This is a genomic window from Streptococcus sp. OMI750 (assembly GCF_047463895.1).
Lineage (GTDB): Bacteria > Bacillota > Bacilli > Lactobacillales > Streptococcaceae > Streptococcus.
Window position 1 is genome coordinate 223,525 of record NZ_JASHCZ010000003.1, and the last position, 19,962, is coordinate 243,486.

General features: G+C 43.1%; 17 protein-coding genes. All 17 read right to left on the reverse strand.

The features are described 5' to 3' along the window. Positions 1 to 104: 104 nt before the first annotated feature. Positions 105 to 836: a CPBP family intramembrane glutamic endopeptidase gene (locus QM830_RS07715; RefSeq protein WP_009732077.1), complete on the reverse strand. Its 732-nt coding sequence runs from the start codon at positions 834 to 836 to the stop codon at positions 105 to 107. Positions 837 to 904: 68 nt separating this feature from the next. Next, positions 905 to 2,098, reverse strand: coding sequence for an acetate kinase (locus QM830_RS07720; RefSeq protein ID WP_009732076.1), 1,194 nt, complete (start codon positions 2,096 to 2,098; stop codon positions 905 to 907). Between the two features lie 51 nt (positions 2,099 to 2,149). Further along, positions 2,150 to 3,103, reverse strand: coding sequence for a class I SAM-dependent methyltransferase (locus tag QM830_RS07725; protein ID WP_009732075.1), 954 nt, complete (start codon positions 3,101 to 3,103; stop codon positions 2,150 to 2,152). Positions 3,104 to 3,133: 30 nt separating this feature from the next. After that, positions 3,134 to 3,592: a competence type IV pilus minor pilin ComGG gene (comGG, locus tag QM830_RS07730; RefSeq protein ID WP_009732074.1), complete on the reverse strand. Its 459-nt coding sequence runs from the start codon at positions 3,590 to 3,592 to the stop codon at positions 3,134 to 3,136. Continuing rightward, on the reverse strand, positions 3,558 to 4,010 hold the full coding sequence (comGF, locus tag QM830_RS07735; protein ID WP_414326337.1) for a competence type IV pilus minor pilin ComGF: 453 nt from the start codon (positions 4,008 to 4,010) through the stop codon (positions 3,558 to 3,560). Before comGF ends, comGG begins: the two co-directional genes overlap by 35 nt. Further along, positions 4,000 to 4,287, reverse strand: coding sequence for a competence type IV pilus minor pilin ComGE (gene comGE / locus QM830_RS07740; RefSeq protein ID WP_414326339.1), 288 nt, complete (start codon positions 4,285 to 4,287; stop codon positions 4,000 to 4,002). Before comGE ends, comGF begins: the two co-directional genes overlap by 11 nt. After that, the gene (comGD, locus tag QM830_RS07745; RefSeq protein ID WP_037614176.1) at positions 4,253 to 4,657 is read right to left on the reverse strand and encodes a competence type IV pilus minor pilin ComGD; all 405 of its coding nucleotides are present in this window, start codon (positions 4,655 to 4,657) and stop codon (positions 4,253 to 4,255) included. The genes comGE and comGD overlap by 35 nt, the downstream gene beginning before the upstream one ends. After that, positions 4,647 to 4,964, reverse strand: coding sequence for a competence type IV pilus major pilin ComGC (gene comGC, locus QM830_RS07750; RefSeq protein ID WP_414326341.1), 318 nt, complete (start codon positions 4,962 to 4,964; stop codon positions 4,647 to 4,649). The genes comGD and comGC overlap by 11 nt, the downstream gene beginning before the upstream one ends. Then, a complete protein-coding gene (comGB, locus tag QM830_RS07755) occupies positions 4,961 to 5,992 on the reverse strand; it encodes a competence type IV pilus assembly protein ComGB (RefSeq protein WP_414326390.1) in 1,032 nt (343 codons plus the stop codon). Before comGB ends, comGC begins: the two co-directional genes overlap by 4 nt. After that, positions 5,925 to 6,866 carry a competence type IV pilus ATPase ComGA gene (gene comGA, locus QM830_RS07760; protein ID WP_414326342.1) on the reverse strand — a complete coding sequence of 314 codons (942 nt, stop codon included), beginning with the start codon at positions 6,864 to 6,866 and terminating at the stop codon, positions 5,925 to 5,927. Before comGA ends, comGB begins: the two co-directional genes overlap by 68 nt. Positions 6,867 to 6,953: 87 nt before the next feature. Beyond that, positions 6,954 to 7,346, reverse strand: coding sequence for a DUF1033 family protein (locus QM830_RS07765; protein WP_414326344.1), 393 nt, complete (start codon positions 7,344 to 7,346; stop codon positions 6,954 to 6,956). A gap of 225 nt (positions 7,347 to 7,571) precedes the next feature. After that, positions 7,572 to 8,675 (reverse strand): glycosyl hydrolase family 8, encoded by a 1,104-nt coding sequence (locus QM830_RS07770; RefSeq protein WP_414326346.1) that lies wholly within the window; start codon positions 8,673 to 8,675, stop codon positions 7,572 to 7,574. Between the two features lie 8 nt (positions 8,676 to 8,683). Continuing rightward, positions 8,684 to 9,994 carry a glycosyltransferase family 2 protein gene (locus QM830_RS07775; RefSeq protein WP_414326347.1) on the reverse strand — a complete coding sequence of 437 codons (1,311 nt, stop codon included), beginning with the start codon at positions 9,992 to 9,994 and terminating at the stop codon, positions 8,684 to 8,686. 142 nt (positions 9,995 to 10,136) lie between these two features. Then, the gene (locus QM830_RS07780; protein ID WP_414326349.1) at positions 10,137 to 10,925 is read right to left on the reverse strand and encodes a hypothetical protein; all 789 of its coding nucleotides are present in this window, start codon (positions 10,923 to 10,925) and stop codon (positions 10,137 to 10,139) included. Next, positions 10,926 to 12,080 (reverse strand): non-hydrolyzing UDP-N-acetylglucosamine 2-epimerase, encoded by a 1,155-nt coding sequence (gene wecB / locus QM830_RS07785; protein WP_009732062.1) that lies wholly within the window; start codon positions 12,078 to 12,080, stop codon positions 10,926 to 10,928. Positions 12,081 to 12,401: 321 nt separating this feature from the next. Continuing rightward, a complete protein-coding gene (gene rpoC, locus QM830_RS07790) occupies positions 12,402 to 16,055 on the reverse strand; it encodes a DNA-directed RNA polymerase subunit beta' (RefSeq protein ID WP_414326351.1) in 3,654 nt (1,217 codons plus the stop codon). A 158-nt stretch (positions 16,056 to 16,213) separates the two neighbouring features. Next, positions 16,214 to 19,783: a DNA-directed RNA polymerase subunit beta gene (rpoB, locus tag QM830_RS07795; protein ID WP_414326353.1), complete on the reverse strand. Its 3,570-nt coding sequence runs from the start codon at positions 19,781 to 19,783 to the stop codon at positions 16,214 to 16,216. Between the last annotated feature and the right edge of the window lie 179 nt (positions 19,784 to 19,962).

A 19,962-nucleotide genomic window follows, 5' to 3' on the forward strand; every position in this document is an offset into this window, starting at 1 on the left:
AAACCTCCGAGTTAGCTCTCCTGATGGACTGTATCAGCTTTCTAGTTGCCCTTAGCCTATCGACTTTGGGTGTGCATTAAAACTCATTGGTACCTACCATTTTATCATAATTTATCCGGGAAGAAAACTCTCGATACCGGCAATAAACAGAGGAGTAAGACAGCCGGAGAATAATAAGCCAACGCATTCAAGGTCATATGGAGACAGATGCTGTACTCGATCCGCTTGTAGCGATAAGCCACCCAAGTTATGATCAAGGACATTCCTCCATAAGCTACCCATTCTCCTAAGGTGCTAGGCCCATGCAAGAAGGTGAAAAAGAGGGCTCCAGCTAAGTAACCGATCGGTTCTGCCCCTCGAAAAATCAAGCGGGGGATGATGGCTCGACAGAGCAACTCTTCTAGAATCGGGGCAACAAGGATCACGACCATCCCCATGGCAAGAAAAGGAGCATGGGCTTGAAGTTCCATCAGAGCCATTTGATTTTTCGTCGTATCACTCCCCTCTTGTTGCAATAGGGGATAGGCTAGCATGTTATTGGCTATCAACAAGAGGAAAAAAAGGAAATTTCTTCCCAAAGCTGGCCAGGTAATCACACGAACATCTAGGTTCTCTAGAGGACTCTTTTTAATGACCACATAAAAAACAAAGAGTATTACAACTGTAGCCAACACAGTGAGAATGGTGACTATCCTTGCATCAAGCCCATTCCGTATGGAAAAGAGCATGGAAACAAGTGGCAATTGCGAAAGGAAAAACAGGGGTACAAAAAGAAGGAGCCAGAGGGCATTCCTCCATAATTGGTGCTCTCGAACAAAAGACTGTATTTTTTTCAATCAAGAACCTCTTTCTAGCATAAAATAAGAAGGTTGGGACTTTCGCCTCCAACCTATCTCATTTCAGTCTACTTATTTTTGAAACGTTCAACATCACGTGCAATGACCAACTCTTCATCTGTTGGTACTACCAAGACTTTCACACTCGAATCAGCTGTGGAAATATCTCCTACAGCTCCAAAGACGTTCTTTTCAGGATCGACCTTGCAACCAAACCAGCTGAGACCATTGATGATCGCAGAGCGAACATTCGCTGCATTTTCACCAATTCCAGCTGTGAAGATAATAGCGTCTGCACCATTCAAGACAGCAAAGTACTGACCAATGTATTTTTTCAAACGATCTACAAAAATGTCAAAAGCTAACTGAGCCTTTTCATCGCCATTGTGCATCGCTGTATGGATATCGCGCATATCGCTAGAAGTTTCTGAAACACCAAGAAGACCTGACTCACGGTTGAGGATCCGACTGATATCTTCAGGCGTATTGAAATCCTCTGTGTGTTCCATTAAGTAGGCAATTATTGCTGGATCAATATCTCCTGTTCGAGTTCCCATCATCACTCCACCTAGAGGGGTGAAGCCCATTGAGGTATCGACAGAGATTCCTTTATCAACTGCAGTGACAGATACACCATTTCCGACATGGCAGGTGATCAATTTCAACTCTTCCAATGGTTTCCCAAGAACTTTAGCCGCCTCACCAGCTACGTACTGATGGCTTGTTCCATGGGCACCGTATTTCCGAACCTTGTTTTCTGTGTAATATTTAGTTGGAAGAGGGTAACGATAAGCTTTTTCTGGCATGGTTGTATGGAAAGAAGTATCAAATACCACAACACTGGTAATATCTGGACAGATCTCTCTGAAGGCACGAATGCCAGCCGCATTTGCAGGATTATGAAGTGGAGCTAGCAAAGATAACTCTTCCACTTTTTGAAGAACTTCATCATCTACCAAGGCAGAATCCTTGAAATATTCTCCACCAGCAACGACGCGGTGACCCACCCCTGTAATCTCATCGTAGGATTTGATAATATCAAAGCGAATCAAATCATCCAACAAAATTTTTACAGCTTGTGTATGGTCGTGGATATCTAATACTTGTTTTTCTGAACGTCCATCAAATTTAACAGTTGAAATAGAATCTTTCAAACCAATCCGTTCAATCAATCCTTTTGCAAGAACTGTTTCTTCTGGCATTTGGTACAATTGCCATTTCAAACTAGAGCTTCCTGCATTAATAGAAATTGTTTTCGACATATATTCACCTCATTAAGCGTTTTCACTTTTTCTATTATATCAGATCTTTGATCAAATTTCACTATCCATTAACCAGTTTTGGAAACTTTCCATAAAGTGGAGCACTTGATCTTGATCCTGTAGATTCGTGAAAGGATAAACAAAAGGTTGAACAGACTCTTCTTCTTGTTTTCGTAGGACGAAAACCGTCTTCGCATAGGCTGGGTTTGAAAAGAGGGATTCCGGCAAGGTGAGCATGGCAAGGATCTGAGCCTTGTCTTTCAACCAAGCTTTTAAAAGATCGCTCTGAGGACTCGTCAAGAGGTTGTTGGGAGCTAAAAAGATGGCTACCCCTTGAGGTTTCAAGTATTTCAATGCTTGTTCCATCATGAGATGATGGGCATAGGTATGTTCTTCTGCACTGGCTACCTGATAGCGCTGGGCAATGGCATCATCTGGATAATATCCAATTGGAAGATCGCTGACAATCAAGTCACTTTCTTTCAAAACTTGTGGACGAACGGCATCTCCTTGCGCAAAAACCACACTAGACTCCATTACATCAGCGATACTAGCAGATAGATCAATCAAGAGGTCATCCAACTCCAATCCTAAGTAATTGATCTTGAGGCGACTATTGTTGACAATGGTCTCAGCGAGATTCCCTGTTCCACTTCCCACTTCTAAAATATCCAGTTCTTCTTTTGAGGACAGCTGATCGATCAAAAAGGTAATGATAAAACCAATCGCATCTGGGGTGAACTGGTGATTCGCTTGCAAAGGCTCTGTTTGAGCAGCTTTCATAAAAAGGAATTGGTAGGCTCTGCGCCATTCTTCCTTACTTAAACCTAGCTCTTTTAATTTTTGGCTATTGTTTTTGACAATGTCTAGATCTGTCTTGCCCTCTAAATACATGGCATTTTGTTCAATCAAGGCGTCATAAAAGTTGGTCGACAATTCATTTTGAATACTTTGAGTGTTTTCCAATAGATAGGTATAGGCTTGTTCAATTTTTTCGAAATTCATGATTTCCTCCGCACCCTATCATACCAAAAATTAGTCTTTTTCGCTATTTTCTGATGGCTCCTTCGTCTCTTCGGGCGTCTCTTCCAAAGGCTTTTCTGTTTTGTTCTTCTCTTTATCTTTCTGTGTCTTCTTCTTTGCTTTTTCGACTTGCTTACGTTCTCTTTCTTCATTTACCGGAAGGACAAACTCATAGTTTTCTCCATCCATCTCGGCCTGAGCATGAAGAAAACCAGTGTCCTGCTGTAGCTGAACGGTGCCAGACTTTAAGTGAATCTCTGATGCCTTCTCATCACTCTTTCCTTTTTCAAGAGCCAACTGTACCAAAGCGTAGGCTCGAAGGCGATCTTGACTCGCCTTTAAGATCCGTCTCTCCGCAACCTGACGGTGAAGGTAAAACTGAAGCAAGAGACTGAAAATTGCTGCCATCAAGAGGGCGTAGAGCAAGACACCAGCCTTAACTTTTTTCATTTTGTATCGCTGGTACCACATGGTAGACGTACTCCCTTTCTAGACCTTCTTCAAAATTCAAACGCAGATGAATCAACTCCCCCTCCTGCCAAATCTGACTGGAGTGAATACCTGAAATCATAGGCTGATAGCCCCTGCCCTTATCATCTGTTTTTCGGATATCATCTCCTTTAGATTGGCCAATGGCAATCGGTTTTTGATCCTGAACCAAGTAGATATGGTCGTTCTCCACTTTTTCAAAATGACTCCGATCCAATTCCACCTGCAATTGTTGCTGAAATAAGATCCATTCTTCCTGCTTTTGCTGTGCTTGGTAGTCCAACTCAGCATGCAGGAGCTTGGTCAAGCCTTGAAAGACCAACACACCTCCACTCAGCACTAAGAGAGCAACCAAGGCTTCGAGCAAGGTAAAGGCTTTGACCCTCCTTTTATTCCACATGCAGCACCACCTTCCCTTGATGATAGACCGTGATTTGATCAGCATCTTTTTCGACATGAACCTGAATGCCATTGGCCTCAAGATCATTTTGTCCTGCCTGAAGAGCCATTTGGGCGACAGACAAGACTTCTACTTCCTTGAAATCTGCTAGTCGCTCCTTGCGCGAACGCCGGATCTCCCCTAGTAATAAGGTTGTAATCATGGCAAATAAACTCAAGGCAACTAAGGATTCTAAGAGAATACTAGCGGGAACGAATGCTCTTTTTAATTTTCCCATTTCCAAGCGACAGTTGATAGGTCACCACTCCTCTCTGTGTCTGAAAGTGAACATTGGCCAGGGATGAATTGCCACCTGCTCGGTCCAAGCGAATAGTTTTAGGATCTTGCAACGTGACAGAATCAGGAATTTCCACCGTCTGGTAAGGCGTTTGAATCTTCCTTGCAGTCACTTCAACATCCAATTCCTTTTGCCTTGCCAGTGCTATCTTCTGGCTTTCTTGATAGAGGTGTTCAAACTCTGCAAAAAATACTTTTTCTTCCACTTGTTGAAAACTCGTCTTGATCGATCCCGACAAGCCCAAATAGATGAAGCTGACGATCATCAAGGTCAGAAGGGTCTCCACCAAGGTGAAGGCCTTAATCTGCAACCGCACGAGTTTCTCCACTATTTTTTGCATAATAGGCACGGTAGGATTCTGCTTGTTTGTTGGTAATATTTCCATCAGCAATCAGTTTTGCTAAAGTGGCTTGATCATTGGTATGATTAAGTTCATACAATTCTGCCTGGCTTTCGACCACCTTGACAACCGCTGCATTTCCTGTCTCTTTCACAGAATCTTTTTGTTTGGTCAAATTTGGCACAAAGAGCAATAAGAGTACACTGATGATCAATAAGACCACCAACATTTCAATAAGGGTAAAGGCTTTTACCTTATATATTTTTAGTTTTTTCATAAATGAACCTCCATATTTTGATAAATCGGCAGCAACATGGCTGCATAGAGTAAGACAATCACAAGAGCTACAAAGACAAAGACCAAAGGTTGTATCACATTCATAGCCTTGTGAACCCGGCGAAAGAAATCTTCCCAGGTTTTTTCAGCGTAGATTTCTAACTCACTTCCGAGCTTTGATTTAACCTCACCATATTCAATCATAAGGGGTAATTCTTTTTTGAAAAAGGAATACCGTCCAACTGTATCTGAGAAAGACTGGCCACGATCTAAAGAAAGAGCTAAATCCCTCCCAATCTCTTGAAAAAGTTGGGATTTTTGCTCCTGCATCATGGTAAAAATCTGAGACAGCTCCAATCCTTGTCCAATCAGATTGCCCCATTCTCTGGCATAATAGGCTGTCAAGTAAGCTTGAATCATGCCTTTCCCGAAAGGCAGATGGGACAAGCTTCTAAAAACTTTGATCTTACTAGACTGTCTATAATAGAGAAAGCCGAGTAAGACGAAAGCTACCAGTCCCGCTACTAGCGCAAAAAAGAGCTGGGGAAAAGAGCTGATCAGTTGGGTACCGATATTTTGAGCATCCATTTGCGGAAGCAAGTAATTGCGCAAGCCTAGCATAATCAGAACTAAAAACCCAAGTAAGATAAGAGGATAGGTACTCACCTCGATCAGCTTTTTCTTGACCTTTCGCATATTCTCCAGATAAGCACTAATTTTCTCCAAGCTCAAGGCAAGATTTCCATGGAGCTCAGAAAGAGAGAGCTGTGTCGTGACCGCATCTGAAAAACCGATCCCCGCCATCATCTCTGAAAAACTCAGCCCTCGAGAGAGATCCTCTCGCATCTGGGAAACCAAGCGACTCTCCACTAGGTGGGAACGGTCCAAAAAATCGACAATTTCAGATAGGTGAAAACCACTCGAGTAAAGATTCAAAAACAATTCAATGATTTGCTTTTGTTTAGCGGTAGATAATTTTTTCGGCTTGTGCCTGAGCCAGCTGGATATATCCCGATTGAGCCAAGAGATCCATTTGTTGGTTCCAGCGGCTGGCTGAATGCTCTTGGTAGTTTTCTGTTGCAAAATCAACAACCCCTCCTCCTGCAATTAATCGTTGGTAACAAATACCTTGTAAAACAATCTTGAGCTCTTCCTCACTGACCCCTAGTTCCAAGAGACGTTCATAAACACCTCGAACGCTCTTGGCATGGATAGTAGAGAAGACTGTCACACCTGTCAAACTAGCTCGTACAACTGCACGAGCTGTTTCCTTATCTCGGATTTCTCCAATAATGAGAAGATCCGGCCGATGACGTAAAGAGAGTTTGATCAAGTTGTCATAGGTCATACCAATCTGGTCATTCAGCTGAAGCTGCAGCATATTGTCCTGCTTGATTTCGACCGGATCTTCAATGGACATAACTTGCTGGCCCGCAAAACACTCTTGGGCTAAAGCATGCATGAGGGTAGTTTTCCCCGAACCAACTGGTCCCGCAAAAAGGTAGAGACCACGGCCAGCTAAATTTTTCTGTAATTCCGGCAACTGATCAAACCAAAAACGCAATTCTCGTTCCTCATCATGCAGGAGTCGAATAACTAAGCTTTCATAGCCACGATAATCCCCCACCGTCGACAAACGCATCGAAACCATTCCATCCTCCAAAGGGTAATCGCACGATCCTAACTGGCTACGCCTTTTTTCTCCCACATTCATCCCTGCCACGAACTTAAAATGGCTAATCATAGCCGTCATCTCCTCAAAAGGGAAAGCCTGCACAAAGCGCCGTTCATCTCCTACCCTCATAAAGACTTGATACTCTTCCCTCCGAGGGATGAAGTAGAGATCCTGGGCCTCTTCATTTCTACCCATACGGATCAATTGTTTAGCAATTTCTTGAACCATAATTCCTCCTCTCACTTATACTATTCGAAAAAGAAAAGAAAAAAAGAAGACTTTCTAGATCGCTCTAAAAAATCTTCTAATTTTTACTTATAACAGGGTTTTTGCACCTTTTTGGGGATCAGGACTATATTGGCAAGAACGGTGTTTCCGACTTCCTTTTTCCTTTTCGTAACCAGGACGGAGTTTGCTTTTAGGAATTTTTTGTTCATCCTCCAAGAGAACGATCGAATGGAATAACTGCACATCTTCATTGCAGTCCTCACACCATTCTTGTTCTTTGGAATCCCAAAAGATCGTCATCAAATCACTCCTACTCTTGTAACTAGGAAAGTGATCATTCAACTCCAACCACTTTTTCTTGTAGAATTTAAGCGCTAGGTAATAGTCGTCAAAAGTTTGACTACCAACGACATCTTCTTCCCAACCATCTAAGAACCACCAGGGTTCACAGTCCCCGTACATTTCAATCACTCGATACATAAACTCTTCCATCCTTTGTATTCTCTATTATATAGAAAATCATTTGAGAATAAAAGCTTTCTGCTCATAACATAATTTTTCAGATAATTTTCAGATGTTTTTCTATGTATTTTTCTAAAAATAGACTATCCCTTTCCTTTAGGTTCCTTTTTTCGAAAATAACAAAAAGAGAATCCCACCAAAATGGTCAAGCCATCTTGCGGGACTCTCACTCTTTTTAACTCCTTAGAACAATTCAAGCGCAATCATGGTTGTCATGGTTGCATCGTAATAGTTGTTCAGAGGTAAATCTTGTGTGAAGATATACTTATTCTGTTGAATCAACTTCAAATAGCCTTTTTCATGCTCAGACGCATAGACAATCGGTGCCAAAAAACTTGCTGCCTGATGATTGTTCAAGGCCTTCCCTTTCAAATCATAACCCGCATACAGGTTTCTTTGTCTCTTGAAAAAGTTTAACATCTTTTTCACCAGTTTTTGACTAGTTGCGTCCTTGCTTTGAACAAGGTTGTATGGAAGACGACAAGCGTTATAAGAGTAAGCACCATCATACTTGGATTCAATCGTCTTAGGATCCGCTACGCGAGTGCCTTGCTCATCAACCCAGATGAAATCAGGCAATAGGCCCGTTTTTGTTTGGGAACTAATTGTTTCTAATTGTTGCAACATCTTCTCTTTGATATCCAACCACTTCGAATCTTTTGTCACTTCATAAAAGATCTGGAATTGCGCTGGTAGTGTATCAGACGTTCGCATCAAATGGTAAAATTCTGAATTCTGATTAGCCCAATTTCCCACTGTCAACACACCAGTTTCTTCATTGTAGTTGTAAGTGAGGATATCTTCTAGAATCGCTTTGGCTTGAGCTTGGTATTCTTTAGCTTGCTTTGGCCATTGCTGAGCAGCTTCTAACAAGGCATAGGCAATGTAAAGATCCCCATCTGTAGCGTTATGATCCTCAGCCTTTGCTTTTCCATTGCTGATCGTTTGTTTCCAAGACATCAACTGAGTGCCTTCTAAGCGGTGCTTTAGATAATATTGGTAGAGTCGGTCAAAGTCTTCTTGTTGGGCTTGCCCTTTTCTGGCAGCCGCAACTGTAATGAGCATCCCATAACTTTGCCCCTCAGATAAGACTACTGATTGATCGGCATCATTGGTTGTCCGAACAAAGGACTCTTTTCCTTTCGAAACAACAAAATGCTCACTCCACTGACGATAAATTCGATTTCTCATTTCCACCTTACTTCTCGTTCTAGCTAAAAACAAGGTCAAACAGAAAATGCAAAGGATGACTAGAAACCATACATATCTCATCTTTTTCGTTTTCATATTTTCTCCTATCCTGCGAATCGTTTTGTTTTAACCCATTTGGTTTCTTTACGGTGCAATAGTTTATCCATCACAATAGAGGAGATGGCATCAATTGACACAATGATAAACAGTTGAGAATAGGTGAAATAGGCAGCCAAGGCCAACCAAATCTGCTTGGTAGTTGCTTGACCAAACTGTGAAGCGAGAGCTACATTGATCTGAAGCAAGTAGAGCCCAATCATCAAGATCCAATTGAACAACATCAATTGTGCAATATAGATATTATCAGCATCAAAAGCAAACGGAATTTGAATACCTGGTACTACTGTATGGAGACACATGGCGAGAATGTTGGCAAAAAAGATCAAATCAGATAACACGATCGCCGCATTAAACCAGAAGAAGATACAAGAATAGTTGGTCACTTCCAACTTCACGCGCCAATTTCCCTTACCAAATAAATGCTTAAAATTAGAAAGAACCACTTCATAATTCCCTTTGGCCCAACGTTTCCGTTGCATATAATAACTCTTCAGAGTTTCCGGCTCTTGTTGGAAGGCTTCTGAATTATAGGCTAGCGCAATCAATTTCCCACTTTGCATAATCTTGAAGGAAATATCCGTATCCTCTGTCAAGGCACCATTTTTCCAGCCTCCAATACTTTTTACAAAGTCTGTTTGGATGATAAAGTTGGTTCCTGGAATCCGTCCAATCTTAAAGAGGTGCCACATCCCCACATGATGCACCCGTTGGGTCACAACAATTTCTTGGTTGATACAACGGGTCAAGAAATTTTGACCTGCATTCCGCGTTTTGTTCCGACCGAAAGAGGCCACATGTCGTTCTGGATCCTTCAAGACTTCTTTCACAAGGAAATAAAGAGCATTCTTTTCAGGCATGGCATCCGCATCATAGACACAGATATAATCCCCAGTTGCCATTTTCAAAGCGTCATTCAGAACACCTGCTTTCCCACCTGTTCCACTACGATTGATGATGGTCAAATCACGTCCTGCATACTCTGGCAATGCTTTGACGGCTAGACATTCTTCATAGGTCCGATCGGAACAATTATCCGCAAACAGCAGTAATTCTACCCGATCATGAGGGTAGTTCATTTCAAGAATAGCCTTGGCTGTCTGTGCAATAACGACATCTTCATTATGGGCTGGCACGACAATGGTCACTTTTGGATAATAAGGAAGCGGATCCGTATTGACACGAAAATCACTATGTTTAAACCAAAAATGAACAGCTGAAAAGAGGATGACCAAGCCCCAAGCTAAGGAAAGCCAAATTGAAATCAAGGCAATAATCATCATAATTTGACTAATCATGGTCCACCGCCTTAAAGTTTTTATTAACACGATGGTAAATTACCATATAAGCTACAAATAATACAATAAAGCACAGGGCAAAAAATACACTAATGCCCACAGCTATATTAAAAAATATATTTGTAAGAGTCATTTTTTCCTCCTAATATTCCACAATAATATCTGTTTCAAGTTGACGTTTTAAGTAACGAATCATTTCTTTATAGCGATGATATTTGGTTCGATTGGATTGATCCACTACAAGAAAGCCGGATTGAAATTGAATGGCTTGAACCCCATCTTCGCCTTTGAATACAAGGCCTTCCAATTGTGGTTTCAAGACCGTCACATAATCCTTTTTCAGATCCCGCTCGCTGTCAGCAGATAAGATCAAAAAATTACCGTCTGATACATAATACAAACCTTCATTTGGTTTTAGATGATGCGTTAACAAATAGTTGATTTGGTTCAAGGTCCGATTATACTCCCTCGGTTGCACTTGGAAAAACAATTCCTCGTGAGACCAGTGGATAAGTAAGGCTTGAATCTGTCCCTTATTTTCCCCACCATAAGAAGCAATGAGATTGCGGTAAGCCGCATAGGCTTCTGGCTCTTGGTCTTTTACTTTTGCGATCTCTTTAAAGAGATGATAGCGAATATTTAGCAAGATTCCAATTAAAGCTGGAAAACTAAAAAGTAAGAGCAAGGCTTGGTGGAAGGGGATATAAACGACACCCGCTACCAAAAAGACAATCCCAAAGGCAAAGGACAAAAGGATGGTCCAGGTCAACAATAAATCAGATAAAACAATGGCAGAAAATAATCCTAAAACAAAGAATAATCCTTCTTCAAGAAGAATCCCTCTTGCAAAAAACAAGCAGTAAAGTAAAAGAAGTACTTCGAAAACAATCAAAATCAGCAACCATCTACTTAACTTTTCCGTTTTTTTCATTTATTCTTTCTCTCCCTCATGAAATTCTTCGGCAGCCTCTCCCTGGCCAAAATAATGTTTAATAGCTTGTACGATTCGCTCAGACGCTCTTCCATCCCCATAAGGATTTCGCGCATTCGCCATTTCTAGATAAAGATGTTCATTGGTTAAGAGCTCTGTCATCGTAGCTTTAACGACTGCAGGATCTGTCCCAACTAATTTCAAGGTTCCTGCTCGAACACCTTCTGGGCGTTCTGTCGTGTCGCGCAATACCAATACCGGTTTCCCTAGTGATGGCGCCTCCTCTTGCACACCACCTGAATCCGACATGATAAAGTAACTTCTAGAAGCCAAGTTATGGAAATCAAGCACATCCAGGGGTGCGATGAGATGGATCCGATCGTGATCTCCTAATAGATCGTTCGCCGCCTCTTGGACCGCTGGACTAAGATGAACCGGATAGACTACTTCAATATTCGGCTCTTGATCCACCATTTCTCGCAGAGCTCCAAAGACTGCTCGCATCGGCGCTCCTTGGTTTTCTCTTCGATGCATGGTGACAAGAATCACTTTTTTAGCTGGATCTACTTGATCTAGTACCTCGTGGTGGTAGTCCTCTTGAACGGTTAGTTTTAAGGCATCAATAGCTGTATTTCCCGTCACCACAATAGAAGATTCTGGATGATTTTCTTTTAAGAGATTGTCCTTACTTTCACTTGTCGGCGCAAAATACAGATCCGCTAGGTTATCCGTCATTTGGCGGTTCATTTCTTCTGGATATGGAGAATATTTATCAAAAGTCCGTAAACCGGCTTCGACGTGGCCAATACTCACTTGGTTATAAAAGGCAACCAAACTCGCCGCAAAGGTAGTTGTCGTATCTCCATGGACTAAGACCATATCCGGTTTTTCTTTTTTGATAACGGGATCTAATTTATCCAAAATTTTAGAGGTAATCTCTAATAGGGTCTGGCTCTTCCCCATAATATCTAAGTCGTAATCTGGTACAACTTTAAAAGTCTCTAGGACTTGATCCAACATTTGACGGTGCTGAGCAGTCACCACCGTAATGGTCTCAATAGTCTCCTTCTGCTTTTGCAATTCCAGCACTAAAGGGGCCATTTTAATGGCCTCCGGTCGCGTCCCAAACACAACCATAATCTTTAATTTTTCCATAAACTTCCCCCATCGACATACATGTAATTCGACATTTTTTTAATTTGTGTACATCTTTTTCCATTCTACCGCCAATGACTTTAAATGTCAAACCGATTTTGGGTTTTATAAAGAAATTACTAATAGTTAGTCATTTTATTATTTTGGTGTTTAGAATACATATCCACATAATCACTAATTGTAAATAATTACAACATCTCTTTTAAGGGGCTAATATTTTTGGTAAAAAAACAATTCAATAATTATACAATTATTTTTCAAATAATAAATTTTTATTATTTTCTCAAAAAAAGTCGGAACACATAGTTCCGACTTTTTTTCTTATTCTTCTACGACTTCAGCTGTTTGAACTTCATCTACAGTTCCATCTGTTACTGGCACTTCTTCGATGATTTCAACTTCGTTAATCGCTTGTGGTTCCAAGTTACGGTAACGAGCCATACCTGTACCAGCAGGAATAATCTTACCAATGATAACATTTTCCTTCAGTCCAAGGAGATGGTCTTTCTTACCGCGAATCGCCGCATCTGTCAAGACACGAGTTGTTTCCTGGAAGGAAGCCGCTGACAAGAAACTGTTGGTTTCAAGAGAGGCTTTAGTGATTCCCATAAGGACTGGACGAGCTGTCGCAGGAACCCCACCAGAGATAAGGACATCCTTATTGGCATCTGTAAAGTCTGTAATGTCCATGAGCGTACCCATGAGAAGGTCCGTATCTCCTGGATCCATGACACGTACTTTACGGATCATTTGACGCACCATTACCTCGATGTGTTTGTCGCCGATTTCTACCCCTTGGCTACGGTAAACTTTTTGTACTTCCGCAAGAAGGTAAGTTTCAACAGACAAGACATCACGAACGGCAAGGAGACGTTTTGGTTGGATAGACCCTTCTGTCAGAGCCGCACCACGAGAGACTTGATCTCCCACTTCGACTTTCATGCGGGCAGTGTAAGGGACAACGTATTCACCCTCTCCAGTTGCTCCGCTAACAAAGACTTTCTTGGTCCGTGTAGAAGCATCTTCTTCAATAGCTGTGACTTCCCCTTTGACCTCAGTGATGACCGCTTCCCCTTTTGGATTGCGGGCTTCAAAGATTTCTTGGACACGAGGAAGACCCTGAGTGATATCGGTATTTGAGGCAACCCCACCCGTGTGGAAGGTACGCATGGTAAGCTGTGTACCAGGTTCCCCGATAGATTGGGCAGCGATGGTTCCGACTGCTTCACCCACTTCAACCGCATCACCAGTCGCCAAGTTGATACCGTAACAGTGACGGCAGACACCATGGCGGGTGTTACATGTAAAGACAGAGCGGATAGTGACTTCTTCCACACCAGCATTGACAATTTCACGTGCTAAGTCTTCTGAAATCAAAGTATCTGGACCAACAATCACTTCACCTGTTTCAGGGTGTTTAACAGATTTCTTGGTATAACGACCTGTCAAGCGTTCTTCGAGTGGCTCGATCATTTCCTTACCATCAGTAATGGCACGGATCACAAGTCCACGGTCTGTTCCACAGTCATCTTCACGGATAATAACGTCTTGGGCAACGTCAACCAAACGACGGGTCAAGTAACCTGAGTCGGCTGTCTTGAGGGCCGTATCGGTCATCCCTTTACGGGCACCGTGAGTTGAGAAGAACATTTCCAGTACTGACAAACCTTCGCGGAAGTTTGAAAGGATCGGCAATTCCATGATCCGTCCGTTTGGAGCGGCCATCAAACCACGCATACCGGCAAGTTGTGAGAAGTTTGAGATGTTACCACGGGCTCCAGAATCCATCATCATAACGATTGGATTCTTCGGATCTTGGTTATCCACCAAGCGTTTTTCCAATTTCTCACGGGCTGCACGCCATTCAGCTGTAACGGCATTGTAGCGTTCGTCATCCGTGATCAAACCACGACGGAATTGTTTGGTGATCTGTTCCACACGTTTGTGAGATTCTTCAATGATTTCTGCCTTATCTTCAACGACCGGAATATCGGCAATCCCCACTGTCAAACCAGCAAGGGTTGAATGATGGTAACCTAAGTCTTTCAAGCGGTCCAAGAAGGCAGACGTTTCAGTTGTACGGAAACGTTTGAAGATTTCAGCGATAATATTTCCAAGATTTTTCTTTTTGAATGGAACGTTTAATTCCAATTGCTCAATCGCTGATTTGACATCTTGACCAGGCTCCAAGAAGTACTTAGCTGGAACACCGTCTGTCAAGTTGGCATTATTTGGCTCTTGAAGGTATGGAAGTTCTGCAGGCATGATATCGTTAAAGAGAATCTTACCAACAGTTGTCAATAGAATCTTGTGCTGTTGCGCTTCTGTCCATGGTTTGTTCAAGCTATCGGTCGCAATTCCGACACGAGTATGCAAGTGAACATAGCCATTGCGAAGGGCCATGACCGCTTCATCACGGTCTTTGAAGACCATTCCTTCGCCTTCACGACCAGCTTCTTCCATAGTCAAGTAGTAGTTCCCCAATACCATATCCTGAGATGGGGTAACGACTGGTTTCCCATCTTTCGGATTCAAGATGTGCTCAGCAGCCAGCATCAAGATACGAGCTTCTGCTTGGGCTTCTTCTGAAAGCGGTACGTGGATGGCCATTTGGTCCCCGTCAAAGTCGGCATTGTAGGCTTCACAGACAAGTGGGTGCAAGCGAAGAGCTTTCCCGTCAATCAAGACAGGTTCAAAGGCTTGGATCCCCAAACGGTGAAGGGTCGGTGCGCGGTTCAAGAGAACTGGGTGTTCTTTGATCACTTCTTCTAGGATATCCCAGATGCGTTCATCTCCGCGTTCTACCAAGCGTTTTGCAGCCTTGACGTTTTGCACGATATCACGCGCAACGATTTCACGCATCACGAATGGTTTGAAGAGCTCGATGGCCATTTCACGTGGCACACCACATTGGTACATTTTAAGAGTTGGACCAACGGCGATAACGGAACGTCCTGAGAAGTCAACCCGTTTACCGAGTAAGTTTTGACGGAAGCGTCCTTGTTTCCCTTTGAGCATGTGGCTCAATGATTTCAGTGGACGGCTACCTGGTCCTGTGATTGGACGACCACGACGACCGTTGTCGATCAAAGCATCGACAGCTTCTTGGAGCATCCGTTTTTCATTTTGCACGATGATACCAGGAGCATTCAACTCAAGCAAACGCGCCAAACGGTTGTTCCGGTTGATCACACGACGGTAAAGGTCGTTCAAGTCAGAGGCGGCAAAACGGCCACCATCCAATTGAACCATCGGACGAAGATCTGGTGGAATAACTGGAAGGATGTTGAGAACCATCCATTCTGGCTTGTTACCAGATTTGTAGAAGGCATCCAAAACATCCAAACGGCGAACAGCCTTCACACGTTTTTGACCAGTTGCAGTCTTCAATTCTTCTTTCAAGACAGCAATTTCAGCTTCCAAATCTACTTGTTTCAAGAGGTCTTGGATCGCTTCTGCACCCATCTTGGCAACAAAGGAACCTGCTCCGTATTCACGCAAGCGTTCACGGTATTCACGTTCTGTCATGATGGACTTGTGCTCAAGCGGCGTATCTTTTGGATCGATGACCACGTAAGCTGCGAAGTAGATGACTTCTTCAAGAGCACGAGGACTCATATCCAAGGTCAATCCCATACGAGAAGGGATGCCTTTGAAATACCAGATGTGTGATACAGGTGCTTTCAACTCGATGTGACCCATGCGTTCACGACGAACCTTGGCACGTGTTACTTCCACACCACAGCGGTCACAAACGATCCCTTTGTAACGGATCCGTTTGTATTTTCCACACGCACATTCCCAGTCTTTTGTCGGTCCAAAGATGACTTCATCAAAGAGACCTTCACGTTCTGGTTTCAATGTACGGTAGTTGATTGTTTCAGGTTTCTTGACCTCTCCATAAGACCATGAACGGACCTTGCTTGGAGAAGCTAGGGTGATTTGCATACTTTTAAAACGATTTACATCAACCACTATTTCTTACCTTTCCTTGTTTTCATACTTGTTTCATTTGGATACAGTCTTAGGGGGCAAGAAAGCGAACCTTCTCACCATCTCCTAGTTTCTGTATCTTGTTTCCAAATCATCCTGTTAGAGACATTCCTTTCTCACAGGATAACTCTGAGTCTTGATTATTTTTCTGATTCTTCCGCATCAAAGGCTGCTTTTGCTTCCTTAGCTGCTTTTTCACGTGCTTTTTCAAGGTCATCCACATGAATCACATCATCATCTTCCCCTTCATCGAGGTCACGAAGTTCCACTTCTTGATCATCTTCGTCCAAGACACGCATGTCAAGACCAAGAGATTGCAATTCTTTGACAAGAACGCGGAAGGATTCTGGCACACCTGGTTTTGGAATTGGTTTACCTTTGGTAATCGCTTCATAAGCTTTCAAACGTCCGTTGACATCATCTGACTTGTAGGTCAAGATTTCTTGAAGGACATTAGACGCACCATAAGCCTCAAGGGCCCACACTTCCATTTCCCCGAAACGTTGTCCACCAAACTGAGCTTTACCTCCGAGTGGTTGTTGGGTAACCATTGAGTATGGTCCGACTGAACGGGCATGGAGTTTATCATCAACCATGTGGTGAAGCTTGATCATGTACATGACACCGACAGAGACACGGTTGTCAAATGGCTCACCTGTACGACCATCATAAAGAATGGTCTTAGCATCGCTATCCATACCAGCTTCTTTCACAGTATCCCAGAGATCTTCTGAGCTTGCTCCGTCAAAGACTGGCGTTGCGATGTGAATACCCAAGTTACGAGCTGCCATACCAAGGTGAAGTTCCATAACCTGACCGATATTCATACGCGATGGCACCCCAAGAGGGTTCAACATGATATCAACTGGTGTACCGTCTGGAAGGTAAGGCATATCTTCTACAGGAACAATACGGGATACAACCCCTTTGTTTCCGTGACGACCGGCCATCTTATCTCCGACGCGAATCTTACGTTTTTGTGCGATGTACACACGAACCAACATGTTGACACCCGATTGCAATTCATCTCCGTTTGCACGCGTAAAGATCTTAACATCGCGAACGACTCCATCTCCACCGTGAGGTACACGAAGAGAGGTATCCCGCACTTCACGAGATTTATCTCCAAAGATCGCGTGAAGAAGACGTTCTTCAGCAGAAAGGTCTTTTTCACCCTTCGGTGTTACCTTACCGACAAGGATATCACCTTCTTTTACTTCCGCACCGATACGGATAATACCTGTTTCATCCAAGTCGCGAAGAGCATCTTCCCCAACGTTTGGAATTTCACGGGTAATTTCTTCAGGGCCTAACTTGGTATCGCGTGTTTCTGATTCGAATTCTTCCAAGTGAACAGATGTATAGACATCTTCTTTCACCAAGCGTTCGCTCATGATAACGGCATCCTCGAAGTTATAGCCTTCCCAAGTCATGTAAGCGACGATTGGGTTTTGACCAAGGGCCATTTCCCCTTTTTCCATCGATGGTCCGTCTGCGATAAAGTCGCCTTTTTCAACAACATCGCCAACTTTTACAAGGGTACGTTGGTTGTAAGCCGTACCTGAGTTTGAACGACGGAATTTTTGAATATGATAGACATCAAGGGATCCATCTTCCCGACGAACTTCTACCTTGTCCGCATCTGCGTAAGTAACTTTACCATCGTGTTGAGCAATGACTGCGGCTCCTGAGTCATGGGCTGCTTGGTATTCCATACCAGTCCCCACGTAAGGGGCTTTTGGATCGATCAACGGAACAGCCTGACGTTGCATGTTGGCACCCATGAGGGCACGGTTGGAGTCATCATTTTCCAAGAAAGGAATACATGCTGTCGCAACGGCAACTACTTGTTTTGGAGAAACGTCCATGTAGTCGACTTGATCAGATGGGAACTCTTGGTTGTTACCACGGTGACGTCCCATAACGATTGGCTCAGCAAAGCCTCCCTTTTCGTTCAACTTAGAGTTGGCCTGAGCGACAATGTACTCATCTTCTTCATCGGCTGTCAACCAGACGATTTCGTTGGTTACCACACCTTTTTCACGGTCCACTTTCCGGTATGGCGTTTGGATGAAGCCGTATTTGTTCAAGTGTCCATAAGATGACAAGTTGTTGATCAAACCGATGTTTGGTCCTTCAGGTGTTTCGATTGGACACATCCGACCATAGTGAGTGTAGTGTACGTCACGGACTTCATATCCAGCACGGTCACGTGTCAAACCACCAGGTCCTAAGGCAGACAAACGACGTTTGTGGGACAACTCAGAAAGTGGGTTGTGTTGGTCCATGAACTGGGACAATTGTGAAGAACCAAAGAATTCTTTAATCGCCGCAGTAACTGGACGGATGTTGATGATTTGTTGTGGTGTTAAGACATCGTTATCTTGTACAGACATGCGTTCGCGAACGTTTCGTTCCATCCGTGAAAGACCAAGACGCACTTGGTTGGCAAGCAATTCGCCAACGGCACGGATCCGGCGATTTCCAAGGTGGTCGATATCATCCACACGGCCAAGACCTTCTGCAAGGTTCAAGAAATAGCTCATCTCTGCCAAGATATCTGCTGGAGTTACGATGCGAACTTTGTCAGATGGGTTGGCATTTCCGATGATAGTGACAACGCGATCTGGATCAGTTGGAGCAACAACTTTAAATTTTTGCAATTCAACTGGTTCTGTCAAAACAGCAGCATCATTTGGAATGTAGGTAATTTTGTTCAAACCATTATCCAATTGTTCAGAGATGCTGTCGATGACATCGCGGGTCATGACTGTACCAGCTTCTACAAGGATTTCCCCTGTCTCAGCATCTACCAATGGTTCAGCAATGGTTTGGTTCAACAAGCGGGTCTTGATATTGAGTTTCTTATTGATCTTGTAGCGACCAACAGGAGCCAAGTCATAGCGACGTGGATCAAAGAAACGGGCTACCAACAAGCTACGTGAGCTTTCTGCTGTTTTTGGTTCACCTGGACGAAGGCGCTCATAGATTTCTTTAAGAGCTTCGTCTGTTCGTGAATCCATTGGATTTTTATGGATATCTTTTTCGATGGTATTGCGAACCAATTCGCTATCCCCAAAGATATCGATGATTTCATCATCTCCTGAGAATCCAAGAGCACGTACAAGAGTTGTAAATGGAATTTTACGCGTACGGTCAATGCGCGTGTAAGCAATGTCTTTTGAGTCTGTTTCTAACTCTAACCAAGCTCCACGGTTGGGGATAACCGTTGATCCATAACCGACCTTACCGTTCTTATCCACCTTATCATTGAAGTAGACACCTGGTGAACGGACGAGCTGAGATACGATGATCCGCTCTCCACCATTGATGATGAAGGTTCCCATTTCAGTCATGATTGGGAAATCGCCAAAGAAGACTTCTTGGGTCTTGATTTCACCTGTTTCTTTGTTGACCAAACGGAAGGTCACAAAGATTGGTGCTGAGTAGCTGGCATCGTGGATGCGGGCTTCTTCAAGCGAATACTTCGGTTCGCGGATTTCATAGCCCACAAATTCCAATTCCATTGTATCCGTGAAGTTTGAGATGGGAAGCACATCCTCAAATACTTCCTTCAAGCCATGATCCAAGAAATCTTTGAATGAGTCTGTCTGGATTTCAATCAAGTTTGGTAAATCAAGAACCTCTTTGATTCTTGAAAAACTACGACGGGTCCGATGTTTCCCGTATTGAACGTCATGTCCTGCCAAAGTTTTTAGCTCCTTTTTCCATACTAGGATAGCTAGGTAAAATGACTTTCACCACCTATCCGGTTTTAACTACATTTGTGTGACTTGCATCACGTGAAGAGCTGTCTCTTCACCTCATTTGCCGTTTTTGTAATTTTTAGAAAAATTAAATTTGTGTAACAAACTAGATTTTTTTCTAA

Excerpts from the sequence above, each read along its gene's own strand:
- QM830_RS07720 (WP_009732076.1), bottom strand. The coding sequence starts at position 2,098 with ATGTCGAAAACAATTTCTATTAATGCAGGAAGCTCTAGTTTGAAATGG.
- QM830_RS07725 (WP_009732075.1), bottom strand. The coding sequence starts at position 3,103 with ATGAATTTCGAAAAAATTGAACAAGCCTATACCTATCTATTGGAAAAC.
- comGG (WP_009732074.1), bottom strand. The coding sequence starts at position 3,592 with ATGTGGTACCAGCGATACAAAATGAAAAAAGTTAAGGCTGGTGTCTTG.
- comGF (WP_414326337.1), bottom strand. The coding sequence starts at position 4,010 with ATGTGGAATAAAAGGAGGGTCAAAGCCTTTACCTTGCTCGAAGCCTTG.
- comGE (WP_414326339.1), bottom strand. The coding sequence starts at position 4,287 with ATGGGAAAATTAAAAAGAGCATTCGTTCCCGCTAGTATTCTCTTAGAA.
- comGC (WP_414326341.1), bottom strand. The coding sequence starts at position 4,964 with ATGAAAAAACTAAAAATATATAAGGTAAAAGCCTTTACCCTTATTGAA.
- comGA (WP_414326342.1), bottom strand. The coding sequence starts at position 6,866 with ATGGTTCAAGAAATTGCTAAACAATTGATCCGTATGGGTAGAAATGAA.
- QM830_RS07765 (WP_414326344.1), bottom strand. The coding sequence starts at position 7,346 with ATGTATCGAGTGATTGAAATGTACGGGGACTGTGAACCCTGGTGGTTC.
- QM830_RS07770 (WP_414326346.1), bottom strand. The coding sequence starts at position 8,675 with ATGAAAACGAAAAAGATGAGATATGTATGGTTTCTAGTCATCCTTTGC.
- QM830_RS07775 (WP_414326347.1), bottom strand. The coding sequence starts at position 9,994 with ATGATTAGTCAAATTATGATGATTATTGCCTTGATTTCAATTTGGCTT.
- QM830_RS07780 (WP_414326349.1), bottom strand. The coding sequence starts at position 10,925 with ATGAAAAAAACGGAAAAGTTAAGTAGATGGTTGCTGATTTTGATTGTT.
- wecB (WP_009732062.1), bottom strand. The coding sequence starts at position 12,080 with ATGGAAAAATTAAAGATTATGGTTGTGTTTGGGACGCGACCGGAGGCC.